Genomic DNA, 17146 nt, shown 5'->3' with positions numbered 1-17146 from the left:
TATAAGTTTCTTTTAAAGAATTAATTAGTGAGAGTGTGAGAAAGTTTACTTTCATTAGAACAATGAGTGAAGTTTTTTCTCACATTTCTCACTTTTTCTCACTCTAAAAAAACAATTTAGTGAGGAGGTAAAATGCTGACATTTATAATATTTATGTACTACTTCTCACAATCTCACCTATTTTTTCCTTTTTAGTTCATTAATAAAATTAGGTGAAAAAAAAAGTGCAAGACAATTGCACTTTACCACTGTGAAAATTTATAATTAGCTAAATTGAGAACGTGGAAATACATAATAACGCCCATTTTTATATTCCCAAGTTGTAACAATTTCTGGAGGTACTATCTCTCCAGTATTTTCATCTAGAACTTCTTCTCCCTTAATCTCTTGTTTGGGAAATCGGAAATGCTTCGATACAGAAATAGGATCCAAATTTAAGTTCTGCTTAATAGTTTTACCTATATCATGTGCGGTGTACCGGAAGTTCTTCTCTCCAAAAATTAATTCGTGCAATCGTTTGGCATCAATCCTAATTTCGTCCTCGTCAAAGTCAGCAAAACGCTCTTTTAAATAATCTAAAATTCGGAGTAATACTTCTGGCTTAGAGTTTTCCTTAATGCGTTGTAATGCTTTTGTCTCTACAATATAATCGGGAATAGCAAATCGACTTTCATTTGAATAATATTTCAGTTCCCGATTTAACAGAAAATGAAGAAAAGCAGGGATTTCCGCCTGCATTTTTTCCATTAACTCTTTGTCTTTATTTTGAACCGTACCTACATCCAGAATAAACCACTTGTTCTCGGCCTGGTGAATGCTTGCAAAATCTTCAACGTGGTTGGTAGTCATAATCAGTTTTACTCGATTAACTACTTGAACCGCTGCTACTCCTTTGTCATTTAGATTGGCATAGGGATTTGTGACCATCGATTTTATCATTTCAATAATCCGGGGATCATCAATCTTGCTTTCATCAACGCCTACTAGTGATTTTACAATGTAAGGATTGAATTGACTTTCAAAATCGGCAGAGCCAATAATGCTCATATTTTGACCAAAGATGGCTCGCATTAGCTCTAGGAATTTAGTTTTTCCTGTTTCGTTAGAGGTAGAAACTAGGGCTAGAATTCGTTGTATTTGACAAGGCTTGGTATAATACATCTGGATCATATCCAATCCAACTTCGTATTTGCAATCACCTCCATTATGGAAAATATGTTTTAAAAATCGTCTAATGTGGGGCCAGTCTCCTGGTTCTGGATCATGTTCCAGGCGGTAAGCTAGATTAAGCATTCGAAACCTTTCTTTGATGATGGTTTCCTGTTTAAAATTTAAAAAGTCAGGTTCATTCACATAACCATCGTATTTAGGAATTTTCAACATTAATGCTTTTGCTTGTTTATCATCCTTATTCATTCGCCTGAAATCATCCAGTATAATTTCCGTGTTCCTAATGGACCTGACCCGCTCTGGGTGGCCTTTGCTATTTAGTTCATAAATGTTTTTGAAGTAGCGATTACCTACTAGCACAAAATCATTTACTTCCTTCGGTAAAGTCATCTCCACGGAATCTTCTTCTGGATTGTACTGGTAGAAATCACCTAAAAAAATATATGGATCCTCCCCGATAAGGTCGGAGTGGTGATCGTAGAAGTTTTGCGGATTATCGATGTAGAAATATTTCTTTATATCAGCGTGAGTCTTAAAATCGGCGGGTACCTTATGGATTTTAAAAAAACGCTTGGCCTCCTGAAACTGTAGTAAATCACCTAAAATTTCCGTTTCGCGACCTGGGTAAGTAATAAAAACATCATCCAATCCCTTGGGACCATTTTCTAAGGGATGGCCGTAAAAAAAATTAACGGTTTGGCTTTTATATTTTTGAATAGACCTTTGGTAGGCCAGCACTGTATCTGCAAAGTTTTTCGGTCGTTCTCCTAAATCTTTAAGGTAGCTATAATTAACTCTTCGGAAGTCCGCATCATGCAGGTACAACACATGTTGAACTTTACAAACTTCTATGATTTTCTTAATGATCGGGTGTAGCTCACTGGATCCTTTTCCCCGGAGTCCCCAAATGCCATTGATGCCTACTGCATAAGCTCCGTGCATACTTCCTTTTAATGCTTTTAGGGATCCTTCCACTAGAATAAGTAAGGGTATGTTTAATCCGGAGCTATAAGCTTGAATAAGCGGTGGTGGTAGAAAAGGAAATGCTGGTGCATTTGCCGGTAGTCTGTACTTATTACTTCCAATTGGCTTTTTTAACCGGGTATTCCGATAGGGAACAATCAACTTTTTCGGTGTATCAGAGAAGCTTCCAGTTACTTCAATCTCATGAGTCAGGGCTACAAACGAACCTTCTTTCATTTGTAAATCCAGGTATAAGATGAGTAAATTATCTTCTTTGCCGTCTCCGCTTAACAACTGTAGCATTTGTGGTTTCTCTTCCCCAGGTATGTGAACACTAAGCTGATTTTCAGAAGCAGTAATGCCTAATTCTTCGGTTCGCTGGAGGTAATAAGGTTTTTGTTCTGCTATCATATCATTGCCCTATTTTTAATAAGTATACCATTATCGTTAGCTCTTAGAATCTAATTGGAGTTGAATTTAAAAGGAGGAACTACATCGGTTTTATGACCTATTTTAATACTTATGTTGGCTTTGACTTGAAGCTCTTTTAAATCAGCTTCTAATAAAATTCGGCAGAAGTCATAAGTGGATTGATCGATGGTGTTATTATCGAACTCCTGCTGAAGTATATCCAACTGAGCTATAATAGTAGTCTCGACAGCTTTAACCATGCGGCTAAGACGGTAACTAATTGCGGTAAATTCCATGCTAAAACCGTTTAGACGTTAATTGTAAGTCTAGGAGTTCTTGGGGACCAGGTACCATAAAGTTGATTTGACTAACTGGTTTATTCAAAATCTCGGCTAACCAATTTTCGATGTTCTCCTTCTCCGTAACAGTTATCTCATTTTTGCCCGTATTTTCAAAAATTTGAAAGAACCGTAGTCGGGTTATTCCTAATTTTTTTAAAAGAGAAGCAGTAGGTTTATAATCTTCAAAACCTAGTTCCATTAGTATGCTTTTAAGCTGGTTTTGCTTCTGCATTACATAAATTTTTCGAATACGCTTTTTGGTAGGCTTTTTACCAAGATTAGAGTTATTACTTAATTGTGTCATTTTGCGCAGATTTTCTTTAACTTTTTTAACAAATAATCTTTTTATTGACTGAATTATTTAATTACATTTAACAAAAATGTTAAGTAATTAAGCAAATAAGTTAAAGTGTACGCAATAAAGCAAGAATTATGTAAAATTTTGGTTAATTTTTTTGATAGTTTATCTAGCATTTTTGTAATGCTATGATACATCGGGGTGAAGTAGTTGAACAAAAGGTAAGAAACAGCGATATGAAAATCGTGAAAGTTGCTGAAGCTTTGGCGATTACTCGTAATACCCTATATGTTAGGTTTCAGACACCTAACTTAGATCTTGATTTTATTAAAAGGGTGGGCAAGATTATTCACTATGATTTTAGTCAAGATATACCAGAACTAAAAACTTCTCAAGAAACTCTTTCTGAATTGCCGGAAGAATCAGTTACCGAATTACAAAGCCTTTCTGAATGTACTAAAGCTCTCTTAAATCTTCAGAAAAAATACATTGCCTTGTTGGAGAAGCACAATGAGCTTTTAACTACTATGAATTTTGCTAAAGGGTAACGTATAAACTAGAAGATATAGAATGGAACCCTACGATTGGATTCAAAAGGTTGCTCTTATCCAAAGTCAAATGCTTGGAGTAAAAAGTCCATGGTCTGAATTACATGCCAGCCAGGCTGCTTTTACGAAAGCAATGGAAGATACCAAAATATTTAACGATCAAATTAAAGAAGCCTTTAGAAAATCTGCGGAATTTACTGAGTCCATTTCTAAAGCTGGAACCATGGCAGCTGCTATATCACAAGTCTATCAGCCATTTAGCAAGTTAGTACTTAAATTACCGCCCGAAATTAATATTCCAGGAATTGGTGGCTTAAATAAGTTCTTTAACTCGCCTGAATATTCTAAACTTAAATTTTTAGAGTTTGATTTAGTTGGTGATTTAGAATACGAATCTGAGCAGATAGTATTTAAAGAATCAGAAAGAGTTAAATCAATCATCTCCGACATTTACCACAATAATGACATTTTATACAAGATTGAGCCTAGACATTTTGAAGAAGTTATTGCGGAACTTTTAAACAAGCGGAATTTCAAAGTCGAACTTACTAAGCAAACTAGGGATGGTGGATACGATATCTTAGCTATTCAAGAAATTGGTGGGTACCCAATAAAATTTTTAGTTGAATGTAAACGCTATGCTGCAAAGAACCCAGTAGAAATCGACATCGTGCGGAGCTTTATGGATGTTATTAAGGAAGAGCAGGCTAATGCTGGTATCATAGTTACAACTTCCTATTTTACTTCTGGTGTTCATAATAGACAAAATAAGCATCCTTATCTTTTACACTTGAATGACCGTGTTGATGTCTTAGATTGGGTGCAACAATATAAATTAGGATTAATCTAGCAATTATTTACCAATTGTTTACCAAAAAAAGCATAACTACTTGATGGATAATAGACTTGAGGAACCCGGCTCTGGGTACTTTTAATTATTATAAAGCCTTGTAAATTAGTTGTTTACAAGGCTTTTTCATTGTAAGGGGACATTATAGGGGACGGTTTATTAATATTGGCTATAAATACTTTGCTATTAAAAAATCATCATATTCTCAACCAGAGGTCTGCACGTAAAAACAATTATTTTATTAATAATATATTTAAGTTGTTATATAATCAAGAGGGCTCCTTGAGGATTTAATTAATCATCAAAAATGACCTTTAAATTAGAAAGGATATATTTTTTTATAACCATTGATTAAAATGAACCAGTTAAGAATCTTTATGTTTAATTTAAAATTTAAATTAAACACAATATCTTTAGCTTAAAGCTATCTATTAATTGCAAAATAATAAATAAAGATTGCAGAACATTGGATATCTTATCCATTTTATACACAAATTAATTACTTTTAAAAAGCTCAAACAGGTTCAATATAAGCTCAACATTAAAGATAAAATTTAAGAAATAATTTAAGCTAATAATTTAGATATGATAACTAAACTAAGTGTAATCAAACTTAATAATAGGATCACTCAAGATTTTTTGTTTCACTCAGATCTTAATATAATTTCGGGAAAAAATGGAAGTGGGAAAACAACTTTATTGAAATTAATGTGGTACATGACGAGTGGGAACTGGAAATACATTTTCGATGAAATGGACTTTGATTATGCTCGTCTTGATTTTATGGATGGAGATTTCTTAGAACTAATTTTTACTGAGAAAGAAAATACAAAGTTTTTAAAAATTAATACTAAATCTGAAGTTCCTCCTTTTCCCCATGAAATCTCATTAAAGCAACTTGAATCAATAGATGGATTAGTACCAATGTGGGGTTCATTATATTTTCCAACGTTTAGAAGGATTGAAGGTGGTTATTCTATTCTTAATTCTGAAGGGAAACGTTCCAGGTTTAGTACTTTCAATCTTAGAGAAGCACTAGATGTTATCTCTACTGAACTTAATAAAACTAAGCATAATTTTATTACTTCTATTTCTTCTCATGACATTGACTTTCTGTTGACAAGTAAATATTCTGAAATTTCAGAAAAAGTAAGAAAGCTTGAGGATGAGCAATCAAAAGTAATTTTAGATATTGTTTCCAAAAGTACCAATAAAGAAAAAGAATCCTTAGAATCAATAAAAGCTGTTGTTAGGAATAATGATTCTAAAAAGAATGATATATTAAAACCTATTTCAGTATTGTCAAGCTTTGTAGATAAGATTTTTAAAAATAAATCAATTTCTATAACAGGGAATATTAAGTTAGGAGATGCGAAAGAAGCTATTTATTCTGAAAAGCTTTCATCTGGTGAAAAGCAAATGCTAAGCTTTTTATGTTATAACTTCTTTTATGATAAATCCATTATATTTATTGATGAGCCCGAACTTAGCCTTCATACTGATTGGCAAAGATTATTATTCCCAACTTTATTAAAACAAAATAAAGGGAATCAATTTATTATTGCTACACATTCTCCATTCATATATTCAAAATATCCTGATAAAGAAATCATTATTAATGATAAAAGAATAGCTGAAAATGCCTAGAATAAATCCACTTACCCCAGATATATTAATTGAAGTTTTAAAAAGAAGTGGCTTAAATACTGTTTTAATTGAGGGAATTGATGATTTACAAATTTATAGAAACATAGAAAAAGAACTTGATATAATAGACCTAGATTTTCTGTCATGTGGTGGTAGAACTAAGTTATTGGAAATTTATAAAAGAAAAAATGAAATCAGTTCTAAACTTCTCTTCATTTGCGACTCAGATTTATGGCTATTTTTTGGTAGACCCGATTTTGCTGATGAGGATTTAATAACTACTGAAGGTTATTCAATAGAGAATGAGCTTTACCAAGATGGTGAGCATATTTTAATAAAGCTTTTAACTGATGATGAAAAGCTGAAATTAGCATTAATTATAAAAAACGTTTGCTTATGGTATTCCCGTGAAGTTGAGAAAGCCATCAATGAACAAAGCTATGATTGTAGCTTTTCAAATGTTTCTTTACTTAATACCGCTATAATACCAAAAAAGAGCATTGAATTTAGTGCTGAGTTTTTAAATAAAATAAACTTTCAAGAACCTGATGAAGCAATTTTCCAAGATATTTTAACTAATTATCAAGTCAAATTGAGAGGTAAATTTTTGTTTCAAGCCTATATTAAAATTTTTCAGGAAAGAGGCAAGGAAGGAATTAAATATAGCGTAGACCAACTTTTTGATCTAATTTATAGAATGGTTATAAGTGAGAATAGTGAAGATTCTATTTTAATAAAGAGAAGGAATATCATTCAAAGCTATTTTAATTCGTAATTTTTATTAATTTAAAACTGATGTTATCTGGTTCTTTTATTCTCAGGTTATTCTCTTATCAACACTGTTGTAATATCTATGCATTTATAATAATTAATAAAATGATCAATGTTAGTTGAATTTTTACAGTGTTACCAACCGATAAAATTAGTAAAAAGAAGTGAATGAAAATCTCTTGGATTTTTTACATTTTGGCATTATCGGATTCAGAAGTGATACAGAAAGTAAAACTTTCATTTTAGCAGTACAAAGTATTTATATTGCTTATTATGTTTATTAAAGATATTTTGGTAATTATTTATTATTATAGCGTTAGATTATTTTTTGTTTCTAAACGCTCATAAAACCGCATAGTGGTTTATCCAGCAGAATAAGGTGCAGTTCACAAAATCTCTTAAAATCTATTGTAACAATATCTATTAAGAGTTTACACTCTTTTTTAAATTAAAGCGGAAGCTTCCTTGCAATTAGGGCAATAAAAATGGAATGGAATTAAGCTAAAATAATCATTTTGTATCCAGTGTAGCTTCTGTTCTAGAGGTAACTCTAGAAATGTGAGTTTTTCTCTTAAGGTACCGCAAGTTCGACAATTTTCTTCATTCATGAAATCAGGTTCAACTATTGATATTATAATTTTTCTTTGCTTAATTTTTAATTTTACTAATGAAGTTCTACTTTTTTTACGTTTACGTGAAAGTGGCATATTATCTAGTTTAGGGTTTCAAGGGTTTGTTTATTTTTAACTTGCAAGCGGTCGTAAAACCGCATAGTAATCTTATCTAGAGGTATTAGATACAGGGTACAATATTCTAAAGGCACTTCTTTTATTTCCTCCTTCTTAAGTCGTTGCAATTTCTCCAAAAACTCATAACCAGTATAGAAATCAGTATAGAGGATTGAAATATGCTTCGAGCAATTCCAAACTTGGCACCTGAACTCCGCTTTGTTCTTGGTCACGTACTTGGTTAAGTAAGCTCCAATACTTTTCGGGTTTTTAGTGTTTATCTGCTTCACATCAAAAGCAGAAGACGGTTTAAAGTTCTCTTCTCTTGGCTTAATGCCATGTTTGGCTTGCAGTTCTAACCAGTAAGCCCAACTTTTTTTAATGTCCCAGTACTTATTAGTAAGCATGTGAAAGTGAATGTTCTCCGGAAATACCTTGTGCTCGGCTTGCCTTTCGGCAACCCAGAGGTAGATAAAGTTCTTGCTTCGCTTCTTATTATTATCGAAAAACTTGCTAAGTATCTTTACCGCAAGCTCATCTGTTGCCACATCTATGAACGTGCGGGCATATTATTTGGTAAAATTGTTCCTGTTTCTATCGGGGCGAATACTGGTTTAGTACAAATTTTATAAACATATAGTACTTTAACTATTATTTATTTAGAATTTAAGACTTGGTATTTACTTTGATTTAGGAGCATAAACCTTTAATTATCTTTGAAAAGTAAAAAAAACAAGTCTATGTCAACTACAACTACAGCCTTACCCAGTACCCGATTTAAGTTAGTGTCTTACCAGGAAGCAGATTCGGAGGTAAAGGCCATTTACGAAGAAACCATGCAGGTTCTTCAGTTACCTTTTGTGCTCAACTGGTTTAAATGCCAGGGCAGTAATGCTACCCTACTGCGGGGCAACTGGGCTAAATTGCGGGCCACGCTCATCGAAGGTCAGGTACCTAACGTGTTAAAGCAGCTTATTATCTACAACGTATCGAAGGAACGTGGTTGTGAGTATTGTGCGCATGCACATGGCTTATTTGCCGATAGCATGAGTAAAATGATAAGTGACGATCCAGATTTTAGAGTAACCGAGAACTTGGATTCGCCCGCCCTGCCCAATAGCTATAAGTCTGCTATACAGTTGGTTACGAAAGCTGCTTTAAATTCAGAGGAGTTAACGAACTATGATTTTGAGAAACTCTTGGAAGAAGGTTTTACCGAAGAAGAAGTACAGGAGTTAATGGCCCAGGCCGACTTGGTAAATATGCTGAATACGCTGGCTACTATTTCGGGAATCAAGATTGATAATGAATTAACGGAAGCCGAATTTTAATTCTCGTTACGTATCTTAATTTAATCCCTTGTCGATAGCAGTAGAGAGCCAGGTAATGCGGGTAACTTACGAGGCTTTTTCTAAGTTCTCGAATAGTTTAATCCGCTGCCGCTCCTTTGAAGAAATAGCTACTTGTTTTAAGATTAACCTGAAATACTTATTTAATTGTTATTTTTTTCGGGTAAGTTTTAAACGCAACAGTCAATACATTCACTTGATGGTATCGGGGATTAATACAAATATTAAAATACAGGCGGCCCCGGAGTATTTCTTAGTGGAAGAAGTATTGTTGGAAAAAAAGCTTCCTGTTTATTGGACAGAGCCTGGCGAATTTGGTTTGCCAGTTGCTTACGCCTTGCCCGAAGCGGAAGAGCCGAAGCTATGGGGCTGGTTGTTTAATTATGCATCCGATCGGCAGATTACCGTTACGGTATTAAGTGGCAAAAGCCGCAGTTTTACGCCCAAAGAAGTAGTTATCCTTAAAATGGTGACCGAAGCGCTTGAGACAAAATTATTAGAAATTTGTTTATTTCAAGAGTTAGAAGATGCTTTTCACATCATTCAGGATAGAAATAAGACCATTAACTCTATTATGGAGCAGCAGCAAGATATTATCCAACTCCGGACCCAGGAAATTGCCGCTAAGAACGCAAAATTACTGGAAATATCAGTGCTTAATGCCCACCAGGTGCGGGAACCCCTGAGTAGAATGTTAGGTCTTATTTCTATTTTTGATTACTACGAGGCCGAACAGCTCAAAAGTGAAATTATACCCATGTTAAAACGGTCATCGATGGATTTAGATAATGCCTTGCAAGAGGTAGTAACCAAAGCGACCGAAGATTTAATTAACCTAAAAGCATAAGAACCATATGAAAAAAGTGATGTTGGTAGATGATAATCTGATTAACAACTTTGTTATGAAGAAGGTAATCAGCAATGTAGATGAGCATCTGCCCGTTTTGGATTATACAGATGCCCATCAAGCCTTACTTACCCTCGAGGAAGTTAATCCAACAGTTATCTTTCTGGATTTAAACATGCCGGTGCTGGATGGATGGCAGTTTCTGGAATGCATGGTTGCAAAGAATATGAATTATAAGGTTTATATCTTAACCTCCTCCACAAGTGAGTTAGACCGGCAACGATCTGCCAACTACCCGAACGTGGTGCGTTTTTTAAATAAACCTCTAGCCGAAGCCGAAGTAGCCGCTATTTTACATGTTGCCTAACGCCAACTGCGGCAGACAAGTAATAAGGTTATCAGTAATTGAAGTAAAACTGATAGACAGCAAACTTTTAGGAAAGATATCACTCTTTCTTTTTGGCAAAAGTTACTCCTTCAAATTGTTCTAATTGAAAGCCGGCTACTTGGTTGGCTTGATCTTTTTGAAAATGGAGAAATAAGAACCGGCCTGGCACAAAGAAATCTTTCTCCGTCTCGGCAGCCAGAACAGTTTTATGGTTCTGAGCATCTATACCTACCAAAGCATTGTTTTCAATAACTATTTTTAAGACTTCTTTATCCAGAAGATAAGTACCTACATAAGGCTTTAGCTGAGTAGCCGTTAAAGAAACGGGTGTTTTTTTAAAAACCCATTGTAAGCCTTGGGTGTACCCAATGGGCTTGGTACCAGAATGACCAATATTTTCTAAAACTTTGGTTTGCAGATTTAAACCCGTATACTTTCTTCCTTTTACGGTATTTACCCATTTATTAAAAATGGCTACATCTTCCGCATCTCCAGTTGCCATATAAAGCCGCACGGGTAAGGTCTTGTTTTTATCCCAATACTCTTGTTCTATTTTGTAAATCACATCTTGATCCCAGGGAGTGGCGGGGCTGGTTAAAACGTAATTCTGGAAAAAATCAGGAGCTTTAAAAAGAGCATACAACGTAAATAACCCACCTAAAGAACTACCCATTAAAGTACGGTTATTTTTAGAAACCCGGTAATTAGCTTCGATAAAAGGAGTAAGTTCCTGTTGTATAAAGGTTAGAAAATTGGCGGCATTACCGAACTGGGCTCCCTGGCCTAAGTTAGTAGGAGTAAAGTCGCGAGCTCTTAGCTGCCCATAATTCGGGTTTTCTCCACCCCAAGTAATCCCCACAATAATTGCCTCCGGCATAAAGCCATCATAATATTGTCCCCCGTAGATGCCACTAACCAAGGGGAAATCCCATTGGCTATCCAATAAATAAATAACAGGAAACTTTTTGCTGGTATCGCTATAATGACCGGGCAGATTTACTTGTACACTATATTCCTGCCCCAAAATTATCTTGGATGTTAATTTTAGCTGTTGGGTACCCGCAATCGCAACCGTTAGAACATTGGAAGCTGTCGTATTATTTTGCGCAAAGCTAGGGGAGAGAAAAATAATAAAAAAGAGAAAAACCAGCAGCGACGATAGGTTAAGGAGAGCTCGTTTCATGTTGTTATTTCTGAGTTAAAATGTTTAGCGTGCAGTAAGTGAAGGTACTCTTTTCCGGTTACAGATTAAAGATAAATTATGATTAGTAGTATTAATCAAGGAGCAAGTCTGCAAGCAGGGTTAATTGAAACAGGAACCCCAAGCTTGATAAAATTAATTTTTTAAAATTACGGGGAAAGCCTGGAGTAGGAGTAGGGGTATCAGCTAAAATAAAACTTAAATACAAGGCTTTACGGCTTGCGTCTATATTTCCAAATCTTGAAATCTTATATTAATGTTCCGGGGTGCTGTCCTGGGAGAAGTTTTTTTAATTTTTCCTATTTTTCTCTAACCTAATAGGAGGTATTCAGTATAAATACGGAATAATCTTCATTTTATACTTAGTTTAAATTAATAACCTGTTGGTAGAAGCGTATGAATAACACCTTTGGCATTCCGATTATTCCGGCTAACGAGCAGGCAAGAGTTAAAAAGCTCCACGAATACCGCATTTTAGATACCCATTCTGAGGGTTCTTTTAAGCACATTACTTCGTTGGCAATTCATATTTTTAAAGTGCCTATTGCTTAATTTCTTTTGTAGATGCAGAACGGATTTGGTTTAAAGCCAATGAAGGCATGACGGATGTAACCGAAGTGGAGCGAGGGGTGAGTTTGTGTTCGCTGTCGATCCTCAACTATGATCTTACGATATTTCCGGATGCTACAAAAGAACCTTGCCTTTTAGCTAATCCTTTAGTGGCTGGTGATTTTGGACTTCGATTTTATGCGGCGGCTCCTTTAACTACTCCGGATGGCTACAATCTGGGTTCGGTGTGCCTGGTAGATAAAGCGCCCCGAAATTTTAATGCTGTTGATGCCGATATGCTGACTCACTTGGCCGAGTTAGTGATGAAAGAGCTGGAGCTATGGAAAGAAAATCATAAAACTCCTAAGATTACACCCAAATACAGCAACCAAATTTCGTTTGATTAACAGGCAAGGGCTACGAGTAAGCAAACTAATAGATATGCCACAGATCCTGTTCCTTTATCCATGCTACGGAACACAGGTAACCACAAAAATTCAAAAATATCTGATACTCCAGCCCTTTGTAAGAGTAATACTGTTGTTTTGCAGGTTGTAGTTAAATATTCAAATCGGCTTTATCCACAATGGTTCTTACTTGCCGATCCAGTTCCGAAGCACTTTCTTGCAGCATGGCTACAATCTGCTTTACTTCCTCGTTGCTATGATCTATCTGTTCCAAAATAGTAAGCAGCCCCATAATGTTGGCTAAAGGAGCCCGGGTTAAATGCGCCTGGTGAAAGGATAACTCCTGCAATGCTTTTGATTTTGATTGTTTTTCTTCTTCGGCCTGCGTTCTTTTTAGCAGTAGCTCGGTTTCATACTTCTGGCGGTCTTCTAATTTAAAAATTAAGGCATTAATAATTTCCCGGCCGGCTGTATTGTCTGTGGTAACTACTCCGTTAAAAAAACAGGCAAAAGCACCAGTGGCAGTTTTAATAGTTAACTTAATTTCTTTAGCTTCCCGGTGCATTTTCAGGATAGGCTGCACGAAAAGTTCGTAATACATTACCCCCGCTCTGTCTAAAAGATCCGCAAACTTTTTGTTTACAATTTCTTCGGCGGTAAGGCCCAGCCAATTTAATAAAGTTTGGTTGCCGTAAATAATAGGGCCTTTTATTTCAAAAGCTAATAAGCCGCAGGGCGCCGTATTGTAGAAATGTTCAAAATTTATAAAATATCCGGTAATTTCTTGATCCATAGATATTCTTATTCTGGGAGGTGTAAATAAGCATTAATAACCGCAATGGTTTCTTCGGGGGCACTTAAATGCGGACAATGACCGGTAGCTTTTAAAATTTTTAAGGTATTATCTTTTGCTTTTTGTTCTATGAAATAACCTACTTCTAAAGGAGCCAGAATATCGTCTTGGCATTGCAGGGTAAGGCTCTGGATTGGTAGTTTTTCCAGGTCGGCCCGGTTATCCGACAAAAAAGTTACCCGGGCAAATTCTTTGGCAATATCCGGATCGGTAGCGCAAAAGTTAGCGGTTAGTTCTTCTCCGAGTTCTGGCTGGTTGGGGTTACCCATCACCTGTGGCGCTATAAAACTCGACCAGCCTAGATAATTGCTATCCATTAAGGCTAACAGGTTAATTAAATCTTCTTTTTCTAACCCGCCTTTATAATCTTGATCATTAATGTAGTAAGGTGATGGAGAGACAAAAATTAGTTTACTAAAATAAGTAGGTTGCAGAATAGCCGCTTTTACGCCAACCATGCAACTTACCGAGTGTCCGATAAAAATTGTGTTTTTAAGGTGTAAGGCTTCTATAATTTCCAGAACATCTTTGGCGTACCCATCTAAAGTACTGTATCGTTTAGAGTCATACGCGCTCAGATCGGATTGGCCGGCACCTACAAAATCAAAAAGAATAAGCTTAAACTTATCTTTATAGGCAGTTACAAAATGGCGCCATACATTTTGACTGCAACCAAACCCATGCGCCAATATTATAGATTGATTTCCCTCGCCAATTACGCGAACGTTGTTTCGTTTGCTTACGTCTATCATTCTAACATTAAGTTAAAGACAATTTACGGCCTGTGCTACTTATTCGTTGGCTATTCTGGGTAATTTACAAAATAGAAAGCCGGAGTAATCAAAGTAAAAGTAAGATTTAACTTGTTGCAGGAAAAAGATGGGCCATAAAACTGAAAAAATTTAAAAATTCATATTTCTTACTGAAGGATTTTTCCTGACAATCGCGTAAATAACTTAAGGCACAGAAAGCAACCAATCCTGGGCAGACGGTTCATCGTCGAACATTTTAATTTCCCAAACATTACTAATACGCTGGTGCAACTGGTGAAACGACATTTGTCCGTAAACCCCTGGCGCCAGCACTTGCGCCATGTAGCGTAAACCCAAAGCCCGCACGCGGGGCGTCCAGGCCTGTACAATCCAGTCGTTGGCCACATTCCAGGGGCCAATTAGTTCGGCATGGCTGTTCAGGAGTTTTGGGCACGGTTGCTTTTGCAGCAGCTCTATGTAATAGTTGCCGCCCTGCATAACAGTTTCTATGTTTTGTAAACCAATCCACTGAGCCAGAACATAGGAATTGTCCGGCATTCGTTCTGCTATTAAAAATACATCGCCATTAGCTTTTTTTAGTTCTGTTTTATCCGCCATTCCGCCACTTAAAATGATGATAGATCCTGGTTTGATAAAAATCAAGGAATCTCACAAAAGCCTGCTCTTTGATTTAGGTTGGTTTACTCCCAAATTGAAACGAGGTTACACAAATTTTATTAAGATTTTAACAGCATGCAATCAGCCAGGCAACAGCCAGTTAGCTATACTGATATCCCGGAAGCCCGAACAGGTAAGTTTAGAAAAGTAGATGTTAATTATTGATTACTAAGAAGTTATAAACTGTATATGGCTAATAGAATAATGACCAGGATAAAAATTTAAAAAATGACTGACCTGTGAGGGTTTAAAGAAGCAGTGCGGACTACAAAAAGGCAAAGCAGTTTATAACCCAAGTACAACCCGAAGTTTTTTCCACAGCTATAGCTTGTTATTTATTTCTGCCGCTTAAAAAAGCTCCAGGCTTCTATAAATCCATCGGTATCTTTCGGGAAGGCGTGTTCGCCGCCAGTTACTTTTAAGAGCGTTACTTCGGGTTTGCCGGGTTGTTTAAACGTATAGCGGGTAATGGTTTGCTGGTTATTTTTATCGGGGTCCGGTAAAGCTTCTTCGGTGGGTTTGCCGTTGTAGCCAGCTAATTGCGACCAGTACCGGAAAGAGTCATCCGTAGACCGTACCGTACCGAATGAATTGCCATTTACCACCATTTTGCCCCCACCGTAGGGGTTGGTAGCATCGTTAGTACCATTTATAATCATTACGGCAACCGGAATCTTAGCTTCTACACAATCCAGGTTAGGTAAGTCGGGCAAATTAGCTACTACGGCACTAATGGCTTTGCATTTTTTGGGCATGGTTAAGGCCAATTTATACGCCATGTGCCCGCCTCCGGATAAACCCATGGCAAAAAATTGTTGGTTGTTTACCTGGTATTTCTGGCCGAAGTAATCGAGCATTCCCTGAAAAAAAGCTTGTTCATTTACGTCTTCCTGGTTGGCTGCACTCGTGGCCTGTTTTCGGCATTCGTTCCAGTATTTTTTATAACCATCGGGGTAAACCAATAAAAAATGTTCTTTGTCGGCTAATTTCTCCAGGCTCCTGGCCGGTTGCATCATGTCTTTACCATTGCCGCCGGAGCCGTGTAGCACAAATACCAGGTCATAGTTTTTAAGGGCTTGTTTTGGTTTATTAAAATGAAAAACGCGGTAATGATTCTCTACTATAATAGAATCAGTAATAACCTGGCTTTTAACTTCTAAGAAACTAACAAATAACAAAACAAAGCAGATGTAATTTTTCATTTTCTAGTATGAGACTTATTGGCCCAAAATAGCAAGAATAAAACATACTGCCGAAGCAATTTTTTAAATTTTATTGCGCCTTATTAGGCGCAAGCGATTTGATTGCTGCTTTCTATAAACCAGATTTTAATTAAAAAGATAGTACCTGCAACCTTGGGCAAGCCTAAATTGCTAGTACAGAAGCGGTAGGGTAACCGAAGTTCTTCTGATTACCTGGGTTTTACATCACGGTAACGCCGTTTGCTTTTAAAATTTTATGAAAAAACAGCAGGTGGTAAGGCAAAGAATTTTCCCAGTAATCCCAGGTATGCCCGCCGGGGTACTCGGTATAATTGTGCGGAACTTTGTTGTACACCAGGCGGCGGTGTAACTCGCGGTTGGGTTCAATTAAAAAATCATCTACGCCGCAATCAAAGATAAGCTTTACCTCGTTGGTCTTCATTTTATCGGCCATGTATACCACCGAATTGGCGGCGTACAAATCAGGCGTGGTTCCTATTGGGCCTAATATCCGGGCAAAACGCGGGGTTATTTCTTTGGCAAACTCCGGGGCTATTTTCCAGTTGTTAAAGTTTAAATCTAAGGCTCCACTCATGCTGCCGGCTGCGTAATATAAATCCGGGTGGCGCGTAGCCAGATAAAGGGCTCCGTGTCCACCCATGCTTAATCCGGTTATTACCCGGCCTTTCCGGTCGCGGGTGGTGCGGTACGTGTTATCAATTTTGGTAATTACCTCTTGGGTAATGTACGTTTCAAATTTATTATCGGGTTGCACAGGGCTATCGAGGTAGCCGCCCAGCGTCTCTCCTTCCGGGGTAACAATAATTAGGTTATATTGGTCGGCGAGTTTGTGCAGCAACTGCTTGTCAGGCGTTTTCTGAAGCCAATCGCTGTAATGGCCACTGCCCCCGTGTAACAAATATAAAACCGGGTAGGCTGCTTTGCTTTTAGCGTAGGTTTGGGGTAACACCACTCCTGCTTTATAGGTTTTGTGCATGGCCGCACTGGGTATGTCCAGCGAATCTACTTTGGCCGCGAACGATAAGGTAGCTGGTAACCAAACTAGTAGCGTAAGCGACAGAAATTTAAAAATTAATCTCATGGAATATGAAAAATTTAAAAATAATGACAGATAAAGTAAAACCGGCAAACGTAATGAGTTTGCCGGCTTAATGTTTAATAGGGCACTGAAA

At 36.7% G+C, this 17146-nt stretch carries 19 protein-coding genes; 9 read left to right on the top strand and 10 right to left on the bottom strand.

The features are described 5' to 3' along the window. Positions 1-264 precede the first annotated feature (264 nt). From AHMF7616_RS17785 to AHMF7616_RS17775, 3 genes are read right to left on the bottom strand one after another with little or no spacing between them, the layout of a single operon-like run. Positions 265-2544: a DUF5906 domain-containing protein gene (locus tag AHMF7616_RS17785; RefSeq protein ID WP_115374108.1), complete on the bottom strand. Its 2280-nt coding sequence runs from the start codon at positions 2542-2544 to the stop codon at positions 265-267. A 50-nt stretch (positions 2545-2594) separates the two neighbouring features. Then, complete coding sequence (locus AHMF7616_RS17780; RefSeq protein WP_115374107.1) at positions 2595-2840, bottom strand: hypothetical protein; 246 nt, start codon at positions 2838-2840, stop codon at positions 2595-2597. 1 nt (position 2841) lies between these two features. Then, positions 2842-3117 (bottom strand): hypothetical protein, encoded by a 276-nt coding sequence (locus AHMF7616_RS17775; RefSeq protein ID WP_147275719.1) that lies wholly within the window; start codon positions 3115-3117, stop codon positions 2842-2844. 254 nt (positions 3118-3371) lie between these two features. Between AHMF7616_RS17775 and AHMF7616_RS17770 the strand changes: the two genes are divergently transcribed. From AHMF7616_RS17770 to AHMF7616_RS17755, 4 genes are all read left to right on the top strand, one after another. Beyond that, on the top strand, positions 3372-3731 hold the full coding sequence (locus AHMF7616_RS17770; RefSeq protein ID WP_115374105.1) for a hypothetical protein: 360 nt from the start codon (positions 3372-3374) through the stop codon (positions 3729-3731). Between the two features lie 22 nt (positions 3732-3753). Further along, the gene (locus AHMF7616_RS17765) at positions 3754-4581 is read left to right on the top strand and encodes a restriction endonuclease (RefSeq protein WP_115374104.1); all 828 of its coding nucleotides are present in this window, start codon (positions 3754-3756) and stop codon (positions 4579-4581) included. Between the two features lie 585 nt (positions 4582-5166). Then, complete coding sequence (locus AHMF7616_RS17760; RefSeq protein WP_115374103.1) at positions 5167-6228, top strand: AAA family ATPase; 1062 nt, start codon at positions 5167-5169, stop codon at positions 6226-6228. Next, a complete protein-coding gene (locus tag AHMF7616_RS17755; protein WP_115374102.1) occupies positions 6221-7003 on the top strand; it encodes a hypothetical protein in 783 nt (260 codons plus the stop codon). Before AHMF7616_RS17760 ends, AHMF7616_RS17755 begins: the two co-directional genes overlap by 8 nt. A 708-nt stretch (positions 7004-7711) precedes the next feature. Here the strand turns inward: AHMF7616_RS17755 and AHMF7616_RS17750 are convergent. Then, entirely contained in the window at positions 7712-8275 is a 564-nt protein-coding gene (locus AHMF7616_RS17750; RefSeq protein WP_115374101.1) for a rolling circle replication-associated protein, read from the bottom strand. Positions 8276-8467: 192 nt separating this feature from the next. Between AHMF7616_RS17750 and AHMF7616_RS17745 the strand changes: the two genes are divergently transcribed. From AHMF7616_RS17745 to AHMF7616_RS17735, 3 genes are read left to right on the top strand one after another with little or no spacing between them, the layout of a single operon-like run. Continuing rightward, complete coding sequence (locus AHMF7616_RS17745) at positions 8468-9058, top strand: carboxymuconolactone decarboxylase family protein (protein WP_115374100.1); 591 nt, start codon at positions 8468-8470, stop codon at positions 9056-9058. 28 nt (positions 9059-9086) lie between these two features. Beyond that, entirely contained in the window at positions 9087-9923 is an 837-nt protein-coding gene (locus AHMF7616_RS17740) for a hypothetical protein (protein ID WP_147275718.1), read from the top strand. 7 nt (positions 9924-9930) lie between these two features. Then, entirely contained in the window at positions 9931-10290 is a 360-nt protein-coding gene (locus tag AHMF7616_RS17735) for a response regulator (protein WP_115374098.1), read from the top strand. A 79-nt stretch (positions 10291-10369) separates the two neighbouring features. Here the strand turns inward: AHMF7616_RS17735 and AHMF7616_RS17730 are convergent, their stop codons facing one another. Then, the gene (locus AHMF7616_RS17730; protein ID WP_115374097.1) at positions 10370-11494 is read right to left on the bottom strand and encodes an alpha/beta hydrolase; all 1125 of its coding nucleotides are present in this window, start codon (positions 11492-11494) and stop codon (positions 10370-10372) included. Between the two features lie 414 nt (positions 11495-11908). Between AHMF7616_RS17730 and AHMF7616_RS26770 the strand changes: the two genes are divergently transcribed. Next, positions 11909-12064, top strand: a complete 156-nt coding sequence (locus AHMF7616_RS26770; RefSeq protein ID WP_199474270.1) for a hypothetical protein — start codon at positions 11909-11911, stop codon at positions 12062-12064. Between the two features lie 47 nt (positions 12065-12111). Beyond that, the gene (locus AHMF7616_RS26765) at positions 12112-12468 is read left to right on the top strand and encodes a GAF domain-containing protein (RefSeq protein ID WP_199474269.1); all 357 of its coding nucleotides are present in this window, start codon (positions 12112-12114) and stop codon (positions 12466-12468) included. A gap of 151 nt (positions 12469-12619) precedes the next feature. Here the strand turns inward: AHMF7616_RS26765 and AHMF7616_RS17720 are convergent, their stop codons facing one another. The 5 genes from AHMF7616_RS17720 to AHMF7616_RS17695 form a co-directional block, all read right to left on the bottom strand. Continuing rightward, positions 12620-13261 carry a PAS domain-containing protein gene (locus tag AHMF7616_RS17720; RefSeq protein WP_115374096.1) on the bottom strand — a complete coding sequence of 214 codons (642 nt, stop codon included), beginning with the start codon at positions 13259-13261 and terminating at the stop codon, positions 12620-12622. Between the two features lie 8 nt (positions 13262-13269). After that, complete coding sequence (locus tag AHMF7616_RS17715; RefSeq protein ID WP_115374095.1) at positions 13270-14073, bottom strand: alpha/beta fold hydrolase; 804 nt, start codon at positions 14071-14073, stop codon at positions 13270-13272. A 204-nt stretch (positions 14074-14277) separates the two neighbouring features. Beyond that, positions 14278-14691 carry a hypothetical protein gene (locus AHMF7616_RS17710; RefSeq protein WP_115374094.1) on the bottom strand — a complete coding sequence of 138 codons (414 nt, stop codon included), beginning with the start codon at positions 14689-14691 and terminating at the stop codon, positions 14278-14280. 395 nt (positions 14692-15086) lie between these two features. Then, complete coding sequence (locus AHMF7616_RS17700; protein ID WP_115374092.1) at positions 15087-15953, bottom strand: CE1 family esterase; 867 nt, start codon at positions 15951-15953, stop codon at positions 15087-15089. Positions 15954-16173: 220 nt separating this feature from the next. Then, positions 16174-17055 (bottom strand): alpha/beta hydrolase, encoded by an 882-nt coding sequence (locus AHMF7616_RS17695; protein WP_115374091.1) that lies wholly within the window; start codon positions 17053-17055, stop codon positions 16174-16176. Between the last annotated feature and the right edge of the window lie 91 nt (positions 17056-17146).

The sequence above is a fragment of the Adhaeribacter pallidiroseus genome, assembly GCF_003340495.1.
Classification (GTDB): Bacteria; Bacteroidota; Bacteroidia; order Cytophagales; family Hymenobacteraceae; genus Adhaeribacter; species Adhaeribacter pallidiroseus.
Note: the sequence above shows the minus strand (reverse complement) of the source record. Positions and strands in the feature narration are given on the sequence as shown.